The sequence below is a fragment of the Streptomyces sp. NPDC041129 genome, assembly GCF_055592265.1.
Map to the genome: position 1 here is coordinate 162,702 of NZ_JBVIYV010000006.1, position 18,409 is coordinate 181,110.

At 72.1% G+C, this 18,409-nt stretch carries 14 protein-coding genes; 12 read left to right on the plus strand and 2 right to left on the minus strand.

What is annotated here, in order from left to right:
• The first annotated feature begins 122 nt into the window (after positions 1–122).
• The 3 genes from ACZ6B1_RS20865 (at position 123) to ACZ6B1_RS20875 (ending at position 3,489) form a co-directional block, all read left to right on the plus strand.
• Entirely contained in the window at positions 123–1,715 is a 1,593-nt protein-coding gene (locus ACZ6B1_RS20865) for a site-2 protease family protein (RefSeq protein ID WP_468780407.1), read from the plus strand.
• 53 nt (positions 1,716–1,768) lie between these two features.
• On the plus strand, positions 1,769–2,671 hold the full coding sequence (locus tag ACZ6B1_RS20870) for a tRNA (adenine-N1)-methyltransferase (RefSeq protein ID WP_468780409.1): 903 nt from the start codon (positions 1,769–1,771) through the stop codon (positions 2,669–2,671).
• 236 nt (positions 2,672–2,907) lie between these two features.
• A complete protein-coding gene (locus tag ACZ6B1_RS20875; RefSeq protein WP_468780411.1) occupies positions 2,908–3,489 on the plus strand; it encodes a hypothetical protein in 582 nt (193 codons plus the stop codon).
• Positions 3,490–3,597: 108 nt separating this feature from the next.
• On the opposite strand, the gene ACZ6B1_RS20880 is transcribed toward ACZ6B1_RS20875, so the two are convergent.
• Positions 3,598–3,900, minus strand: coding sequence for a ferredoxin (locus ACZ6B1_RS20880; RefSeq protein WP_359547209.1), 303 nt, complete (start codon positions 3,898–3,900; stop codon positions 3,598–3,600).
• A gap of 517 nt (positions 3,901–4,417) precedes the next feature.
• On the opposite strand from ACZ6B1_RS20880, the gene arc reads away from it, so the two are divergent.
• From arc to ACZ6B1_RS20920, 8 genes are all read left to right on the plus strand, one after another.
• Entirely contained in the window at positions 4,418–6,184 is a 1,767-nt protein-coding gene (gene arc, locus ACZ6B1_RS20885; protein ID WP_468780412.1) for a proteasome ATPase, read from the plus strand.
• Between the two features lie 232 nt (positions 6,185–6,416).
• Entirely contained in the window at positions 6,417–7,928 is a 1,512-nt protein-coding gene (gene dop, locus ACZ6B1_RS20890) for a depupylase/deamidase Dop (protein ID WP_468780414.1), read from the plus strand.
• A gap of 198 nt (positions 7,929–8,126) precedes the next feature.
• Complete coding sequence (locus tag ACZ6B1_RS20895; protein ID WP_058079921.1) at positions 8,127–8,345, plus strand: ubiquitin-like protein Pup; 219 nt, start codon at positions 8,127–8,129, stop codon at positions 8,343–8,345.
• Positions 8,346–8,393: 48 nt separating this feature from the next.
• Positions 8,394–8,999, plus strand: coding sequence for an endonuclease VII domain-containing protein (locus ACZ6B1_RS20900; RefSeq protein WP_468780416.1), 606 nt, complete (start codon positions 8,394–8,396; stop codon positions 8,997–8,999).
• On the plus strand, positions 8,951–9,796 hold the full coding sequence (prcB, locus tag ACZ6B1_RS20905; protein WP_468780418.1) for a proteasome subunit beta: 846 nt from the start codon (positions 8,951–8,953) through the stop codon (positions 9,794–9,796). Before ACZ6B1_RS20900 ends, prcB begins: the two co-directional genes overlap by 49 nt.
• Positions 9,797–9,857: 61 nt before the next feature.
• A complete protein-coding gene (gene prcA, locus ACZ6B1_RS20910; RefSeq protein WP_468780420.1) occupies positions 9,858–10,601 on the plus strand; it encodes a proteasome subunit alpha in 744 nt (247 codons plus the stop codon).
• Positions 10,602–10,804: 203 nt separating this feature from the next.
• Entirely contained in the window at positions 10,805–11,341 is a 537-nt protein-coding gene (locus ACZ6B1_RS20915; protein ID WP_468780422.1) for a hypothetical protein, read from the plus strand.
• 9 nt (positions 11,342–11,350) lie between these two features.
• Complete coding sequence (locus tag ACZ6B1_RS20920; RefSeq protein ID WP_468780424.1) at positions 11,351–15,658, plus strand: HAD-IC family P-type ATPase; 4,308 nt, start codon at positions 11,351–11,353, stop codon at positions 15,656–15,658.
• Positions 15,659–15,983: 325 nt separating this feature from the next.
• Here the strand turns inward: ACZ6B1_RS20920 and ACZ6B1_RS20925 are convergent, their stop codons facing one another.
• Positions 15,984–17,006 (minus strand): LacI family DNA-binding transcriptional regulator, encoded by a 1,023-nt coding sequence (locus ACZ6B1_RS20925; protein WP_468780426.1) that lies wholly within the window; start codon positions 17,004–17,006, stop codon positions 15,984–15,986.
• A gap of 139 nt (positions 17,007–17,145) precedes the next feature.
• Between ACZ6B1_RS20925 and ACZ6B1_RS20930 the strand changes: the two genes are divergently transcribed.
• Positions 17,146–18,405 carry an MFS transporter gene (locus ACZ6B1_RS20930; protein WP_468780428.1) on the plus strand — a complete coding sequence of 420 codons (1,260 nt, stop codon included), beginning with the start codon at positions 17,146–17,148 and terminating at the stop codon, positions 18,403–18,405.
• Positions 18,406–18,409: the final 4 nt, after the last annotated feature.

The window sequence follows — 18,409 nt, forward strand, 5'->3', positions numbered from 1 at the left end:
CCGCGCGACGGCGGGGCAAACACAAGGGGTGCCGGGGCGGAACGGACCACCACGGCCGCATACCATCGACCCGAGACCTTCCGCCCGCATGGCGCGGAAGACGCTTCGAACGAGGGGACAGCGTGGACGTGAGCGGCGGGAGCGGGCAGCCCCGGTCCGGCAACGACGAGCCGGCCGAGCACCCCGCGGGCCCTGCGGTCCCGGCGACCGGACCCACCGGTCACCACCCCGGCCCGGAGCCCCACGATGCCCCCGAGCCCGCCGGCACCCCGCGCCCCGGCCGGGAAGAACGCGACGGCCTCGGAGACTCCCCCGACCCGGGCGACCGCCACGACCGGGACGGCCGCGACGGGCACCCCGAAGCGGACACCCCGAGGGACACCCGGGCCGCGAGCCCGAGCCGGGCCCCGGGCCCCGGCCCCGAGACCGGCGGCGCCACCGGCCCCACCCACCCCGCCACCGGCGAGGAAACCCCCGCGGCCGACACCGGCACCCACCCCGCCGAACACCGCTCCCTCGCCCACTCCGGCATCGCCAAGGGCGAACCCCCGCGGCCACGGCCCAAGGAACCCGGCGGCGGACTGCTCATGGGCCGCCCCTTCGGCGTCCCCGTCTACGTGGCACCCAGCTGGTTCCTCGTGGCCGCCCTGATCACCTGGGTCTTCGGCGGCCAGCTCGACCGTGTGCTGCCCGAACTCGGAGCCGCCCGCTACCTGGTCTCCCTGTTCTTCGCCGTCGCCTTCTACGCCTCCGTCCTCGTCCACGAACTGGCCCACACGGTCGCCGCGATCCGCTTCAAACTCCCCGTCCGCCGCATCCAGCTCCAGTTCTTCGGCGGAGTCTCGGAGATCGAGAAGGAGGCCGAGACCCCGGGGCGCGAGTTCGTCCTCGCCTTCGTCGGCCCCTTGCTCTCCCTCGTCCTGGCCGGCCTGTTCTACCTGGCCATGAAGCCCGTGCGGCCGGACAGCGTCCCGGGCGTCCTGCTCGCCGGCCTGATGATCTCCAACATCATCGTCGCCGCCTTCAACCTGCTGCCCGGCCTGCCCCTCGACGGCGGCCGCATGCTCCGCGCCGTCGTCTGGAAGATCACCGGCAAACCCATGAGCGGCACCGTCGCCGCCGCCTGGGTCGGCCGCGCCCTCGCCATCTCCGTACTCGTCGGCCTGCCGCTGCTCAACCAGTCCGGCGCCTTCGGCGGCGGCAACCAGGACATCGGCGGCATGGACACCGTCACCGACGCGCTGCTCGCCGCCATCCTCGCCGCGATCATCTGGACCGGCGCCGGCAACAGCCTGCGCATGGCCCGCCTGCGCGAACACCTCCCCGAACTCAAGGCCCGCGCCCTCACCCGGCGCGCCGTCCCCGTCGAGACCGACACCCCCCTGTCCGAAGCCCTCCGTCGCGCCAACGCCGCCGGCGCCCGCGCCCTCGTCGTCGTCGACCCCGACGGCAACCCCCTCTCCCTCGTCCGCGAGGCCGCCATCGTCGGCGTACCCGAACACCGCCGCCCCTGGGTCGCCGTCAGCGGCCTCGCCCAGGACCTCACCGACGGCATGCGGGTCTCCGCCGAACTGGCCGGGGAGGAACTCCTCGACACCCTCCGGGCCACCCCCGCCACCGAATACCTCGTCGTCGAGGAGACCGGCGAGATCTACGGCGTCCTCTCCGCCGCCGACGTCGAGCGCGCCTTCGTCAAGGCCATGGCCCGCCCCTGACCGCCCGCCCTCCCGTGGTCGGCGGCCCCCGCAAACGCCGGTAGGCTGGTCACATGTCCGAACCGACCGGTGCCGCCCGCAGGCGCGGGCCCTTCAAGGTCGGGGACCAGGTACAGCTGACCGACCCCAAGGGCCGCCACTACACGTTCACGCTCGAAGCCGGGAAGAACTTCCACACCCACAAGGGCTCCTTCCCGCACGACGAACTGATCGGCGCTCCCGAGGGCAGCGTTGTCCGCACCACCGGCAACGTCGCCTACCTCGCGCTGCGCCCCCTGCTCCCCGACTACGTCCTGTCCATGCCCCGCGGGGCAGCCGTCGTCTACCCGAAGGACGCGGGGCAGATCCTCGCCTTCGCCGACATCTTCCCCGGCGCCCGCGTCGTCGAGGCCGGCGTCGGCTCCGGCTCGCTCAGCAGCTTCCTGCTGCGCGCCATCGGCGACCAGGGCATGCTGCACTCCTACGAGCGCCGCGAGGACTTCGCCGAGATCGCACAGGCGAACGTCGAGCGCTACTTCGGCGGCCCCCACCCCGCCTGGCAGCTCACCGTCGGCGACCTCCAGGACAACCTGTCCGACACCGACGTCGACCGCGTCATCCTCGACATGCTCGCCCCCTGGGAATGCCTGGAGGCCGTCTCCAAGGCACTCGTCCCCGGCGGCATCCTGTGCTGCTACGTGGCCACCACCACCCAGCTCGCCCGGACCGTGGAGTCCATCCGGGAGATCGGCTGCTTCAACGAGCCGACCGCCTGGGAAGCCATGATCCGCAACTGGCACATCGAAGGCCTCGCCGTCCGGCCCGACCACCGGATGATCGGCCACACCGGCTTCCTGCTCACCGCCCGCCGGCTCGCCGACGGCGTCGAGCCGCCCATGCGCCGCCGTCGCCCCGCCAAGGGCGCCTATGGCGAGGACTACGCCGGCCCCAACGCCGACGGCGGCACCGGCCGCTGACCGGCCCCTCCCGACCGGCACAACGCGACGGCGCCGTGGCCGAGTTCCCCACCACATCCGGGAACCCGGCCACGGCGCCGACGCGTTGACACGGCACCAGGCCGCGCACGGACCCCGCGCGCGCACTCCTCGCCCGTGAGAATCCCGTACCGACCCCGCCGTTCCCCCGCACTGTGACGTGTGGCACCATGCTGGCCACCCCCCCACCGGCACAGCCCTCACAGGAGACACTCCTAGTGCAGCCATCCGCCGTTCCGGAGCTCGCCCACACGCACACCCGGCCCATCCACTGGGTCGCCACCGCCACCGCGATAGCCGGCGTCGTCGCCCTGTCCTCCGCGATACAGCCCGGATCGGCCACGGCCGCCCAGCCCACCACGCGCACCGAGGTCAAGACCGCCCCCGCGGCCGCCGCGCCACCCAGCACCAGCGGCGTCCACTTCCCGCTCACCTGCGGGCCCGTGAAAGCGATCGTGGTCAAGAAGATCACCGGCGATCTGGACGGCGACGGCGCACCGGAAACCGTGGCGGTCGTGCACTGCGACGCCCCCATGGGCACACCGCCCGACGGCGTCTACGTCCTCACCCGGGGCACCGCCGGCGGCACCGCACGCCTCGTCGCCACCCTCGTCGACCCCAAGGACCGGCGTACCGTCACCGACTTCGCCCTCGACGCCGGCACCGTCACCGCCACCCTGCTCGGCTACTCCTCGGCCGACATACCCAGTTGCTGCCCCGACCTGAAAACCCCCACCAGCTGGCACTGGAACGGAAAGGCGTTCATCCGCTCCACGCCCACCGCGGCCCACAGCGTGTGACACACCCCGGCCGCACCGCCCGCACCCGACCCGAACACGCCACACGCGCGCGAGCCGCCCGAAGACGACCCACGCGCGCGCACATCACAGCCGGTCACCGGCCGGACCTCACTCCGCGTCCGGACCGTGGACCTCGACCTTGTCCAGAACCCGGCGCACATGGATGCACTCCCCGGGACACTCCTTCGCCGAGTCGACCACATCCGTGAGCAGCGGCAGCGGCACCGGCACCGTGGCGCCCTCGGCCTGCAGCAGCTCGTCGTCCGCGCCCTTCACATAGGCGAGCCCGTCGATGTCCAGCTCGAACACCTCGGGCGCGTACTGGGCACAGATCCCGTCGCCGGTACAGAGAGCCTGGTCGATCCAGACCTCCAGCGCCTCGCCGTCCGGGGCCTCCTGCTGCACGGTCACCTCTCCTGCCGTCGAATCGCCGGACGGCACCCCCGGCCCGACGGCCAGCGAGGTCCGCACCAGCGGCTGTTGAACACCCCGACCCTACCTCCGCCCGCATACGCTCCCGATTCCACGGGTATCGGGTTTCCCTCGGCACCCCCTCGGGTACGAGCGCCCGACCGGGATAAGGGAGCCCCGGAACCGGGCGAACACTTCCAGCCGCCCCGACGATGACCACGACCGACCAGACCGTCGCTCTGCGTGATGACCGCACGAGCGGACCGAAACGTGCCCAGGAACCGGCCGACCGGCCCGGAACGGACAACTCCGGCCACACACGCCGGGTATTGACCGCCACCGACCAGGAACAAGCGGCTTCCGAATCACGTTGAGTGGGTATCCCCTCCGTGCGAGAGGGAGCGCACCGGGTGACCGACGACACACCTTGACAGTCTTTGTGATCTAGGGGTTTCAATCGACACCCACCCAGGTAGGGTCTGGAAGCGTCCAGCTCCCCTTGGAGGAGGTGAGGACCGTGGCAGCCCACGACGACGACATGAACCGCGGCATCCGCCCGGGACGAGGGTCCGACGACCCCGCCGGGCAGATCGCCTACCTTGAGCAGGAGATCGCCGTCCTGCGACGCAAGCTCGCCGACTCTCCGCGGCACACGAGGATTCTCGAAGAGCGGATCGTCGAGCTGCAGACCAACCTGGCCGGCGTCTCCGCCCAGAACGAGCGCCTGGCCAACACACTGCGCGAAGCCCGCGACCAGATCGTGGCCCTCAAGGAAGAGGTCGACCGGCTCGCCCAGCCGCCCGCCGGCTTCGGCGTCTTCCTGCAGGCCATCGAGGACGGCACCGCGGACATCTTCACCGGCGGCCGCAAGCTCCGCGTGAACGTCAGCCCGAGCGTCGAACTCGACGACCTCAGGCGCGGCCAGGAGGTCATGCTCAACGAGGCGCTCAACGTGGTCGACGCCATGGAGTTCGAGCGCGTCGGCGACATCGTCACGCTCAAGGAGATCCTCGAGGACGGCGAGCGCGCCCTCGTCCTCGGGCACACCGACGAAGAACGAGTGGTACGGCTCGCCGAACCCCTCCTCGACGTCACCATCCGCCCGGGCGACGCCCTCCTGCTCGAGCCCCGCTCCGGCTACGTCTACGAGGTCGTCCCCAAGAGCGAGGTCGAGGAGCTCGTCCTCGAAGAAGTCCCCGACATCGGCTACGAACAGATCGGCGGCCTCGGCAACCAGATCGAGGCGATCCGCGACGCCGTCGAGCTGCCCTACCTCTACCCCGACCTCTTCAAGGAGCACGAGCTGCGCCCGCCCAAGGGCGTCCTGCTCTACGGGCCGCCCGGATGCGGCAAGACGCTCATCGCCAAGGCCGTCGCCAACTCGCTCGCCAAGAAGGTGGCCGAGGTCACCGGACAGGCCGCCGGAAAGAGCTTCTTCCTCAACATCAAGGGCCCCGAACTCCTCAACAAGTACGTCGGCGAAACCGAGCGGCAGATCCGCCTCGTCTTCCAGCGGGCCCGCGAGAAGGCCAGCGAGGGCACCCCCGTCATCGTCTTCTTCGACGAGATGGAATCCCTCTTCCGCACCCGCGGCTCCGGCGTCAGCTCCGACGTGGAGAACACCATCGTCCCGCAGCTCCTCGCCGAGATCGACGGCGTGGAAGGCCTGCAGAACGTGGTCGTCATCGGCGCCTCCAACCGCGAGGACATGATCGACCCGGCCATCCTCCGCCCCGGCCGTCTCGACGTGAAGATCAAGATCGAGCGGCCCGACGCCGAGGCCGCCAAGGACATCTTCGGCAAGTACCTCACCGAGCGCCTCCCGCTCCACTCCGACGACCTCGGAGAGCACGAGGGCGACAAGCTCACCACCGTCCAGAGCATGATCCAGACGGCGGTCGAGCACATGTACGCGGAATCCGAGGAAAACCGCTTCCTGGAAGTCACCTACGCCAACGGCGACAAGGAAGTCCTCTACTTCAAGGACTTCAACTCCGGCGCCATGATCGAGAACATCGTCGGCCGCGCCAAGAAAATGGCGATCAAGGACTTCCTGGAGAAGAACCAGAAGGGCCTTCGCGTCTCCCACATCCTCCAGGCCTGCGTGGACGAGTTCAAGGAGAACGAGGACCTGCCCAACACCACCAACCCGGACGACTGGGCCCGCATCTCCGGAAAGAAGGGCGAACGGATCGTCTACATCCGCACCCTCATCACCGGAAAGCAGGGCGCCGACACCGGACGCTCCATCGACACGGTGGCGAACACCGGTCAGTACCTGTAAAACCAGGGCGGCTGCGGGTGCCCACAACGGGTACCCGCAGCCGACTGCTTTTCAGGCCACGACCGGAGCAGCCAATGACGCAAATGATCTCCCCACCAGCGCAAAGGCGTTCTAGGCTCTTTCCTACCGCCGAGTCGCACAGTGCGGGGACGGGCACCGCGCACGCACCGGAGCGCCGGCGGTACGCGAGCGGTACCCACGACCGAGGGTGCCGCCGGGCAAGGAGGGCCGCATGACCGTACGGCGAGTAATGGGCATCGAGACGGAGTACGGGATCTCCGTCCCCGGCCACCCCAACGCCAATGCCATGCTCACCTCATCCCAGATCGTCAACGCCTACGCCGCGGCGATGCACCGGGCCCGCCGGGCCCGCTGGGACTTCGAGGAGGAGAACCCGCTGCGGGACGCCCGGGGCTTCGACCTCGCCCGCGAGGCCGCAGACTCCAGCCAGCTCACCGACGAGGACATCGGCCTCGCCAACGTCATCCTCACCAACGGTGCGCGCCTCTACGTCGACCACGCCCACCCCGAATACAGCGCCCCCGAAGTCACCAACCCCCGCGACGCCGTCCTCTGGGACAAGGCCGGCGAACGCATCATGGCCGAGGCCGCCGAACGGGCCGCACAGCTCCCCGGCGCCCAGCCCATCCACCTCTACAAGAACAACACCGACAACAAGGGCGCCTCCTACGGCACGCACGAGAACTACCTCATGAAGCGGGAGACCCCGTTCTCGGACATCGTGCGCCACCTCACGCCCTTCTTCGTCTCCCGCCAGGTCTTCGCCGGGGCCGGCCGCGTCGGCATCGGCCAGGACGGCCACGAACACGGCTTCCAGCTCAGCCAGCGCGCCGACTACTTCGAGGTCGAGGTCGGCCTGGAGACCACGCTGAAGCGGCCCATCATCAACACCCGGGACGAACCGCACGCCGACGCCGAGAAGTACCGCCGCCTGCACGTCATCATCGGCGACGCCAACCTCTCCGAGATCTCCACCTACCTCAAGCTGGGCACGACCTCCCTGGTCCTGTCCATGATCGAGGACGGCTTCATCGCCGTCGACCTGGCCGTCGACCAGCCCGTACGGACCCTCCACCAGGTCTCCCACGACCCCGGCCTCAAGCGCCTGGTCACCCTCCGCAGCGGCCGCACGCTCACCGCGGTCCAGCTCCAGATGGAGTACTACGAACTGTCCCGCAAGTACGTTGAGGAACGCTTCGGCGCCGACGCGGACGACCAGACCAAGGACGTCCTCTCCCGCTGGGAGGACACCCTCAACCGGCTCGAGAACGACCCGATGAGCCTGGCCGGCGAACTCGACTGGGTCGCCAAGCGCGAACTCATGGAGGGCTACCGCCGCCGCGACGGCCTCGACTGGGACGCCGCCAAGCTCCACCTTCTCGACCTCCAGTACGCCGACGTACGCGCCGAGAAGGGCCTCTACAACCGCCTCGCGGCCCGCGGACGCATGAAGCGCCTGCTGGACGAGGCAGAGGTCGACAAGGCCCGCACGACGCCTCCGGAGGACACCCGCGCCTACTTCCGCGGTCGCTGCCTGGAGCAGTACGCCGACGACGTGGCCGCGGCCAGCTGGGACTCGGTCATCTTCGACCTGCCGGGCCGGGATTCGCTGCAGCGGGTCCCAACCCTCGAACCGCTTCGCGGAACGCGAAATCACGTCAAGGAGCTGCTCGACCGCTGCCGCACGGCGGAAGACCTGGTCAGGGTCCTGTCCGGCGGCTGAGCGGGATCAGCGGGTACTCGGACCCGCCCGGGCGGCCGGGGTGGAAACCCCACCGCCCGGGAATCATCGAGATGGCCCCCGTTCGTTGTCGGAACTGCGGGGCCGATGTCGGACCCGGCTTGTAGGGTCTGATCATCACCGATCGGCAGGAATGCCGACCCGTCGACCATGTCGGGCGAACAGAGCGGGGTGAGGGATATGGCAACCAAGGACACCGGCGGCGGCCAGCAGAAGGCCACGCGCTCCACCGAGGAGGTCGAGGAGCAGGCGCAGGACGCGCAGGGCTCCGAGGACCTCAAGGAGCGGCACGAGAAGCTGAGCGACGACGTGGACTCCGTCCTGGACGAGATCGATGACGTACTCGAGGAGAACGCCGAGGATTTCGTTCGGAGCTTCGTGCAAAAAGGTGGCCAGTAAAGGCCGCGAGGCACTTCGTCCTTCGAATTGAAGGTCACGGGGGAGAGTGTGGTCGCCGAGCCGAACGCCAAGAGATGCGTGAAGTGCGGGAGAGACCTGCCGCCTGACGCGTTCGCGCGGGACAAGAACCGGCGTGACGGCCTGCAGGTGCACTGCCGGGAGTGCGTGGCGCAATACAGCGCTGCGCACTACCGGCGCCGCCGGGAGGCAATGGGCAAGGCTGTGCGCGAGAAAGTGGACGTCCCGCCGGCGCACAAGCTCTGCCGGACGTGTGGTGAGGTCAAGCCGCACAGCGACTGGCATCGCAACTCGACCGCGTCCGACGGGTTGGCGACACGCTGCAAGGCGTGTCGCGCGATTCAGGGACGGCAGGGGCACCTGAAGCGGCAGTACGGCATCACCGAGACCGAGCGCGATGAGTTGATCGCCTCCCAGGGGGGCGTCTGCTGTATATGTCTCGCTGCTGTGCCCGCACATGTGGATCACTGCCATGAGACGGGTAGGGTCCGAGGCGTACTGTGCTTCAGCTGCAATGCCGCACTGGGGCAGTTCAAGGATCAGCCCGAGGCCATAAGGCGGGCTGCTGCATACGTGGAAGGAAACGCGTGGAAGCCAACACTCGTAGCACCGGGCGTCTACCAGCTGCCTTCCTGACGCCAGGGTCCTCCTCCTTCATGGACTTCCTCTCCGAGCACCAGCCCGAGCTGCTGCCCGGCAAGCGACAGCTCCCGCCCACCCAGGGCGTGATCGAGGCGCCGCACGGGACGACGATCGTCGGCGTCACGTTCCCCGGGGGCGTCGTGCTCGCCGGTGACCGCCGGGCCACCATGGGCAACATGATCGCCCAGCGGGACATCGAGAAGGTGTTCCCGGCGGACGAGTACTCGGCCGTCGGCATCGCCGGCACCGCCGGTCTCGCCGTGGAGATGGTGAAGCTCTTCCAGCTGGAGCTGGAGCACTTCGAGAAGGTCGAAGGCGCGCAGCTCTCGCTGGAGGGCAAGGCGAACCGGCTGTCGACGATGATCCGGTCCAACCTCGGCATGGCGATGCAGGGGCTGGCCGTGGTGCCGCTGTTCGCCGGGTATGACCTGGACCGGGAGCGGGGGCGGATCTTCTCGTACGACGTGACGGGCGGCCGTTCCGAGGAGCACAACTTCGCGGCGACGGGTTCGGGTTCGATCTTCGCGCGTGGCGCCATGAAGAAGCTGTTCCGCGAGGACCTGTCCGAGGAGCAGGCCACGACGCTGGTGGTCCAGGCTCTGTACGACGCGGCCGACGACGACTCGGCGACCGGTGGTCCCGATGTCGCCCGCCGGATCTATCCGATCATCACGGTGATCACCGAGGACGGTTTCCGCCGGCTCACCGAGGACGAGGCCTCGGAGCTGTCCCGTGCGGTGCTCCAGCGGCGGCTGGAGGAGCCGGACGGTCCTAGAGCCGCTCTGCTCTGAGGGCGGGCCCGGCTGTTTTCGAGGTGATCCAGTGACCATGACAGAAAGGGACGGATAACCGGTGTCGACGCCGTTCTATGTCTCACCCCAGCAGGCGATGGCCGACCGGGCGGAGTACGCCCGCAAGGGCATCGCGCGTGGCCGCAGCCTGGTGGTCATGCAGTATGCCGATGGCATCGTGTTCGTCGGCGAGAACCCGTCCCGTGCGCTGCACAAGTTCAGCGAGATCTACGACCGGATCGGGTTCGCGGCCGCCGGCAAGTACAACGAGTACGAGAACCTGCGGATCGGTGGTGTGCGGTACGCGGATCTTCGTGGTTACACCTATGACCGTGACGATGTGACGGCCCGGGGTCTGGCGAACGTGTACGCGCAGACGCTGGGCACGATCTTCTCCTCGGCGGCGGAGAAGCCGTACGAGGTGGAGCTGGTCGTGGCCGAGGTCGGGGCGACGCCCGAGGGTGACCAGATCTACCGGCTGCCGCACGACGGTTCCATCGTGGACGAGCACGGCTCGGTGGCGGTGGGCGGCAACGCGGAGCAGATCAGCGGTTTCCTGGATCAGCGTCATCAGGACGGCATGTCGTTGGCCGAGGCGTTGAAGCTGGCCGTGCAGGCACTGTCCCGTGACACCAATGGCAGTGAGCGGGAGATTCCGGCGGAGCGTCTGGAGGTCGCGGTGCTGGACCGTACGCGGCCGCAGCAGCGCAAGTTCAAGCGGATCGTGGGCCGTCAGTTGTCGCGTCTTCTGGAGGCGAACGGTGCGGCGACGGAGGCGGAGAGCTCCGTGGAGGACGAGGAGTAGGCCCGTCCACGGCGGCTTCGCCGTCGTCTCACCCATACCGCGCCCCGGCCGTTTCGGCCGGGGCGCGGTGCGTTCGGCGTGCGGCTCGCGCCCGGGGACCGGAACCTTGAGGTGTGGGCGGCGTTCGCCGCCGGCCTGTGGGATGACCCGCTGAGCCGGGGCACTCGGAGGGCACGGCAGGACTGTGCGGAGGTGGAGGAGTCATGGCGGAGCAGAGGTCGTCCTCGGTCCTCACCGCACCCGTGCGGGGCGCGGCCTCGGTGCTGGGGCGGTTGCCCGGTGCCGGGATGGTGAGCAGGGTCGCGGAGGGCACGCTGGACAAGGTGGGCGCGGTGTCGCCGCGGAGCCGGCGGCTGGCGGTGTACACGGGGGCCGGGGTGCTGGGGGTCGCGGGGGTGGTGGAGTGGCCGGTGGCGCTGACGGGTGCCGCGGTGGCGTGGCTGACCCAGCCGCGGCCCGGCGCCGGGAGGGCGGAGCCCGGGGTGGGGCGCCTCGGTGAGCCCGTGGAGGACGGTGAGCCGGTGGAGCGTGCGGACGAGCCGGACGAGTCGGTGCGGGCCGAGCCGGACGACGAGGCGATGGCGTGGGCGGCGACGCATCGGACGGCGGCGGCCGCGGAGCGGCCGGGGCAGCGGCACGGTGGGTCCGGTGAGCACGGCGGCTCCGCCGCGCACAGCGGGCAGGGCGCGCATGGTGGGCGTCTCGGGCCCACGGCGCGGCCGGGCCGTGCGACGCGCTGAGGACGTTCGATGGTGTTCTCCTTGCTGACGGTTCCGTCGGCGGCCGCCCGGCTGGTGCCGGCGGCGCCGCGGTTGCTGGCGCGGGCGGCCGTTCCGGTGGTGGGTGCGGCGGCCGGGGTGGTGGCGGGTACGGCGCGCGCCGGGGTGCGTGGTGCGGACGCGGCGGTGCGGGTGGGGCGGGTCGCGGGCAACGCGCTGCCGGGTGGTGCGGGCCGGTGGCGTGCGGGTGCCCGGCAGCATGTGGCGTTGCGGCCGGCGCACGAGGAGGCGGCGCGGCACGGCAGGGAGCGTCTGGGGCGTCGGGTGGCCGCCGCGGTGGCGGAGCATCCTGATGTGCTGCTGGCCTACTGGGACGACGGGTTGGCCCGGTTGGTGGTGACGGCGTCCGAGGACGGGCTGGCGGACCTGGTGCTGGACCACGTGGCGGACGTGGCGGCGTGCCATGGTCTGGAGCTGGGTGGTGATCCGGAGGAGTTGTCGCATCCGGCGGATCCGGTGGCGGTGCGGGTCGCGGCGGCGGCACTCGCGGCCGACGTGGTGGGTACGGGTGCGGCGTTCGCGGCGTATGCGTGGCGGTTGCCGCCGTCGCCGCGGACGGTGACGGCGGCGGTGACGTTCTTGCGGGAGAACCCGCGGGTGCGTGCGGTGTTGCGGCGGCGGCTCGGCGGGCCGGGTATGGATCTGGTGCTGGCGGGTGCGAACGCGGTGGCGCACGGGGCGGGGCAGAGTCCGGCTTCGCTCGTGCTGGACGGGGTGTTGCGGGGGTGTCAGCTGGCGGAGGCGGTGGCGCGGGCTGCGGCGTTCGACACGGTGCATGACGAGTTGTGTGCCCCGGAGCGGGTGAGTGTGGGTGGCGGGGGGTGGGAGCGGCCGCCGTTGCGGGCGACTCCGGCGCAGGAGTACGCGGCTCATGCGGCGGCGGGGAGTGTGATCGGCGCGCTGGCGACGTTGCTGGTGAAGCATGACGTTGCGGAGGCGGCGGAGGCGGTGCTGGCCGGTTCGCCGAAGGCGGCGCGGTACGGTCCGGCGGCTTTCCACGCCGTGCTGGGCGGTGCGCTGGCTCGGGTGGGGGCGCTGGTGCGGGCGCCGGAGCGGTTGTGGCAGCTGGAGCTGGCGGGGACGGTGGTGCTGCATCCGAGTGCGCTGCGTGCGGCGGACGGTGCGGTGGATCCGTGGACGGAGCCGGTGCTGGACGCGGCGCGGCGGGCGGGGCTGCGGGTCGTGGTGGTGGACGACCCGGTGCTGGAGGATTTCGCGGGTCTGGCGGACGTGGTGGTGGACGCGCGGCGGCCGCTGGACGACGTGGTGTGCGGGATGCGCGGTGACGGCGGGGCCGTGATCACGGTCGCCCGGCTGGGTTCGGCGGACGACCGTGAGGTGCTGGCGGGGTTGCGGGCCGGTGATCTGGCGGTGGCCCTGGTGGACGGGGACGGGGCGGTGGTGTGGGGAGCGGATGTGCTGGCCCGGCGCGGTCTGCCGGATGTGTGGCGGGTGCTGAAGGCGGTTCCGGCGGCGCGTGCGGTGGGTGGGCGGTCGCAGACGCTGGCGCGGTCGGGTGCCGCGCTCTCGGGGCTGCTGGTGGCGGTGGGGGAGTCCAGGGGAGGGCGTGGGCGGCTGGCGGTGCTGCCGGGGATGCGGCATGTGCCGGTGGACGTGGCGGCGGCGGGTGCGTTGTTCTCGGGGGTGCGGGCGGGCCTGGCGGTGGCGGCGGCTTCGGCGCCGCGTCCGCGTCGCCGGGTGCACTGGCATGAGCTGGACGTGGAGGAGGCTCGGGAGCGGCTGGGCCGGGAGCCGGCTGCCGAGGTGAGCGGGCTGGACCGGGTGACGGCCGGGGTGCGTGGTGCGGCGGGTGCGGTGGCCAGGCATCCGGCGGTGGGTCCGGTGCGCTGGAGTGTGCGGTTGGGCAGGGCGGTCAGTGGTGAGCTGCATGATCCGCTGACTCCGGTGCTGGCGGTGGGTTCGGCGGCGTCGGCGATCTTGGGTTCGGTGGTGGACGCGCTGCTGGTGGTGGGCGCGCTGGATCTGAACGCGCTGGTGGGCGGGGTGCAGCGGTTGCGTGCGGAGCGGGCGTTGTCCGGGCTGCTGGCGGACCAGCAGCGAAAGGCGCGGGTGGCGCCGTCGCCGGAGGAGGCGCCGGCGGGTGGGACGCGCACGGTGGACGCGGGTGGGCTGCGGCCGGGTGATGTGATCGAGCTGGCCGGGGACGACGTGGTGCCGGCGGATGCCCGGTTGCTGTGGGAGGAGGGGCTTGAGGTCGACGAGTCGGCGTTGACGGGGGAGTCGCTGCCGGTGCAGAAGCAGACGGACCGGACGCCGCACGCGGTGGTGGCCGACCGGCGGTGCATGGTGTTCGAGGGGACGACGGTGGTGGCGGGGACGGCTCGTGCCGTGGTGGTGGACACCGGTGACCGTACGGAGGCGGCGCGGGCGGTTCATCTGGCCGCTCGTACGCCGCCGGCGGGCGGGGTTCAGGCGAGGCTGCAGGAGCTGACGCGCAAGGCGCTGCCGTGGACGCTGGGCGGTGGGGCGGCCGTGACGGGGCTGGCGTTGCTGCGGGGGACGCCGGTCCGGGATGCGGTGAGCGGCGGGGTGGCGGTCGCCGTGGCGGCGGTGCCGGAGGGGTTGCCGCTGGTGGCGACGGTGGCGCAGTTGGCGGCGGCGCGGCGGCTGAGCGGTGACGGGGTGCTGGTGCGTACGCCGCGCGCGCTGGAGGCGCTGGGGCGGATGGACACCGTCTGTTTCGACAAGACGGGCACGCTGACGGAGAACCGGCTGCGGCTGGTGCGGGTGTGGGATGCCGGGGGCGGGGTGTGCGCCGCGGACGACGTGGCGGCGGCGGAGACGGTGCGGGCGGCGGCGCGTGCGTGTCCGCGGGTGAACGGGGGGTCGGAGCGGCCGGTGCACGCGACGGACGAGGCGGTGCTGGACGCGGCCGGGGACGATCCGGGGTGGACCCAGTTGGAGGGGCTGTCGTTCGAGGCCGCGCGCGGGTACGCGGCGGCGGTCGGCCGGACGGGTGACGGGGCGCGGGTGCTGGTGGTGAAGGGCGCTCCGGAGACGGTGCTGCCGGCCTGCCGGGAGCTGCCGTCGCACGCCTCGGAGGGTGCGCATGTACTGGCCGGTGACGGGCTGCGGGTGCTTGCGGTGGCCGGGCGCCGGCTGGCGGAGGTCGAGGATTCGGCCGGGGTGCTCGAGGAGCCGCTGCGGGAGCTGCGTTTCACGGGTCTGCTGGCGTTCTCGGATGTGCCGCGGGAGACGTCTACGGCGTTGGTGCGGGGTCTGCACGAGGCCGGGGTGCGGCCGGTGATGCTGACCGGGGACCATCCGCAGACGGCGCGGGCGATCGCCCGCGCGCTCGGGTGGCCGGAGGAGCCGGTGGTGGTGACGGGGGACGAGCTGGGTGCGGCGGACCGTTCGGGGCGGGCCCGGATGCTGCGGGACGCGGGTGTGGTGGCGCGGGTGGCCCCGGAGCAGAAGCTGCAGGTGGTGGAGGCGTTGCGGGATGCGGGCCGGGTGGTGGGGATGGTGGGTGACGGCGCCAACGACGCGGCGGCGATCCGGGCGGCCGACATCGGTGTGGGCATCAACGCCCGGGGCTCGGCGGCGGCGCGAAACGCCGCGGACATCGTGCTGACGGACGAGGATCTGACGGTGCTGATCGACGCGGTCGTGGAGGGGCGCGCGCTGTGGCACAGCGTGGCCGACGCGATCGCGATCCTGATCGGCGGCAACGCCGGTGAGGTGGGGTTCGGTCTGCTGGGCACGCTGGTGTCGGGCCGGGCGCCGTTGTCGACGCGGCAGATGCTGCTGGTGAACCTGTTCACGGATCTGTTCCCGGCGATGGCGGTCGCGGTGACGCCGAAGGCCGGGGCGGAGGCCGCGGAGCGGTCGGGGCCGCGGACACCGGAGGACGCGGCGGGCGGTGTACTGGGGGAGCCGTTGATCCGCCAGATCCGGCATCGGGCGCTGACCACGTGTCTGGGCGCGGTGACGGCGTGGCTGATCGGCCGTTTCACGCCGGGCACGGCACGCCGTTCGAGCACGATGGCGCTGTGCGGGGTGGTCGGCACCCAGCTCGCCCAGACGTTGCTGGACCGCCGGGACAGCCCGCTGGTCCGGGTGACGTCGCTGGGTTCGGCGGTGGCGCTGGTCGCCCTCATCCAGGTCCCGGTGGTGAGCCGCGCGGTCGGCTGCACCCCGCTGGGGCCGGTGGGGTGGGCCGGAGTGGTGGCGGGCATCGCGGTGGCGCTGGCGGGGCAGCGGGCGCTGCCCCGGCTCGAGGAGACGGTGAGCCGTCTGCTGCCGACGGGCGGCTAGCGGCGGCCGGGCGATGCGGTGGCCGAGTCGCTGCGCCGTCTCGAGCCACCCCGCCCCGCCGGCTCCGGCACGAGGGCCGGCGGGGCGGGCGGGCCCGTGGGGCCGTGCTGGGGCCCGTGAGGACGGGGTCGTTGGACCGCCTTGCGGTCGGCGGGGTGGTGCGGGGGTTCGGGGAGCCGCGCGGGGTCGGCGGGAGGGCGTGAGGGTTCATGGAGCCGGGCCGAGGGCGGGGGTGCGGGGCTCGTGAGGGCGTGTCGGGGTCGGCGGTGCGGGAGGCGCGGCGTCGCGCCGTGGGTGCCGCCGGGGACCGTGCCCTGGGGCCGCGCTAGGGCACGGTGGGCGCTGCCGGGCCCGTGGAGCCGCGTGCGACGAGTTCGACGGGGATGTCCCCGCCGGGTGGTTCCCGGCCGTCCAGGACGGCGAGCAGGGCTTCCATGCCGCGTTGCCCGAACAGTTCGGCGTCGAGCCGGACGGTGGTGAGTTCGGGGTCGAGGGCGGTGGCGAGGGCCAGGTCGTCCAGGCCGGTGACGGACATGTCGTCGGGGACGCGCAGGCCGAGGCGGCGCAGGGCCTTGTAGGCACCGGCGGCCAGTTTGTCGTCGTCGCACACCACGGCGGTCGGGCGGGGGCCGGGGGCGGCCAGCGCGGCCTCGGTGGCGGTGCGGGCCCCGTCGATGGAGATCGGTGCGGGGGCGGTCCGGATCTCCGTCCCGGGTACGGCGGCGAGCCGGGCGGCGAGTTCCCGGGCGCGCATCTCGAAGGTCCAGGAGGGCACGTCGGCGGCGAGGTGCAGGATGTGGCGGTGGCCGAGGGCCAGCAGGTGTTCGGTGACCTGCCGTACGCCGTCGGCGATGTCGAGGTTCACGGTGGCGGCGCCGAGGCTGCCGTCCGGGTCGCTGTCGAGCATGACCAGGGGAAGCTGGTCGCCGCGGATGGCGGTGAGGGCGTCGGCGGCCATGGAGGAGGCGATGACGCCGTCCAGGGCGGCCTGTGCGGAGGCGAAGGGGTCGCGGGCGGGGCCGATGCCCTCGGGGGAGGGGTACAGCACGACGCCGAAGCCGTGCCGGGCGGCGACGCGTGCCGCCCCGGTGTAGACACCGGCGAAGAACTCGGTGGTGAGCGCGGGGACGACGAGCAGGACGGTACGGGTGCGGCCGAGGCGCAGGTTGCGTGCGGCGAGGTTGGGCCGGTAGCCGAGGTCGCGGGCGGCTTCCCGGACCCGGTCGGCGGTGGCCTCGGAGACCCGGCCGCGCCATTTGTCACCGAGCACGAGGGAGACGGCCGCCTGGGAGACTCCGGCCGCCTGTGCGACGTCACGGCTGGTCGGGCGGGTGCTGCTGCGTGCCACCGCGGGGGTGCTCCTGTTCTGGCGGTCGCTCGCCCCGGGCTCCGCGGCCCGTCGGCTCACGTCCGGTCGTCTGGACGGGTGAACAGCGCACATGGTACGTATGACAGGCGGGGTTATACGTAACACTTGGAGGCGGGACATGGCCGCGGGATACCTGGAGATCCTCAGGGCGAGACACGCGGCCCGGCTGCTGACCGGCACCCTGGTGGGCCGGCTGCCCAACGCGACCGCCGCGATCGCGCTGGTGCTGTTCGTCCGCGCCGAGGGCGGCACGTACGGCCTGGCGGGCGCCCTCGCGGCCGTGTACGGCGTCGCCAACGCCGTCGGCCAGCCCGTGCTGGGCCGCCTGGTGGACCTGTACGGCCAGCCGCGCGTCCAGCTGCCCGCGGCGGTCCTGTCGGCGCTGGCGATGGCCGCCTTCGCGTTCTCCGGCACCGCTCCGCTGCCCCTAGCCTGCGCCGCCGTGGCCGCCGCCGGCCTGTTCACCCCGCCGCTGGAGGGCGGCCTGCGGGCCCTGTGGCCCTCGGTGCTGCGCCGCGAGGAGCAGGTGCACACCGCGTACGCCATGGACGCCGTCGCCCAGGAAGTCATGTTCACCGTGGGCCCGTTGCTGGTGACGCTGTGCGTGTCGCTGTGGTCGGAGCGGGCGGCGCTGCTGGTGCTGAACGCCGTCGGCGTCCTCGGCGCGCTCACCGTGGTCCTCTCGCCGCCCTCGCGCGCGTGGCGCTCGGCGCCGCGCGAGGCGCACTGGCTGGGAGCGCTGCGCTCGCCCGGCCTGCTCGTGTTGCTGGGCGCCTTCCTGTTCGTCGGCATCGCGCTCGGCTCCATCACCGTGGCCTCGGTGCCGTACGCCGACGAGCACGGCGGCGACGCGGTCTACGGCTGGCTGATGGCCGCTCTCGGCCTCGGGGCGCTCATCGGCGGCACCGTGTACGGCGCGCGCGCCTGGAGCGGCGCGCCCGAGCGGCGACTGCGGGTCCTGGTGGCGCTTCTGGCGGTCTGTTACCTGCCGCTGATGCTGATGCCGGGCGCCGTGGCCATGGTGCTGCTCAGCCTGGTCTCCGGGGTGTTCCTCGCCCCCTGCATCGCCTGCGCCTTCATCATCGTCGACCGGCACGCGCCGAGCGGAACCGTCACCGAGGCGTTCTCCTGGCTTGTGACGACGTTCACCGTGGGCGCCTCGGTGGGAACGGGCGTGGCGGGTCCGGTGGTCCAGGCCGGCGGCCCGCTGTGGGGATACGCCGTCCCCGGTGCCGCGGGAGCCGTGTCCCTGCTGGTCCTGCTCGCCACCGGGCGGGTCCTCGCAGCTCCCGCGCGGAGCGGGGTTGTTGCGGCTTCATCGGAAAATGATCCAAATCGTGCTGCCGAACCCCGTTTCAGCTCGGGGGATCGGGCGTAATGTT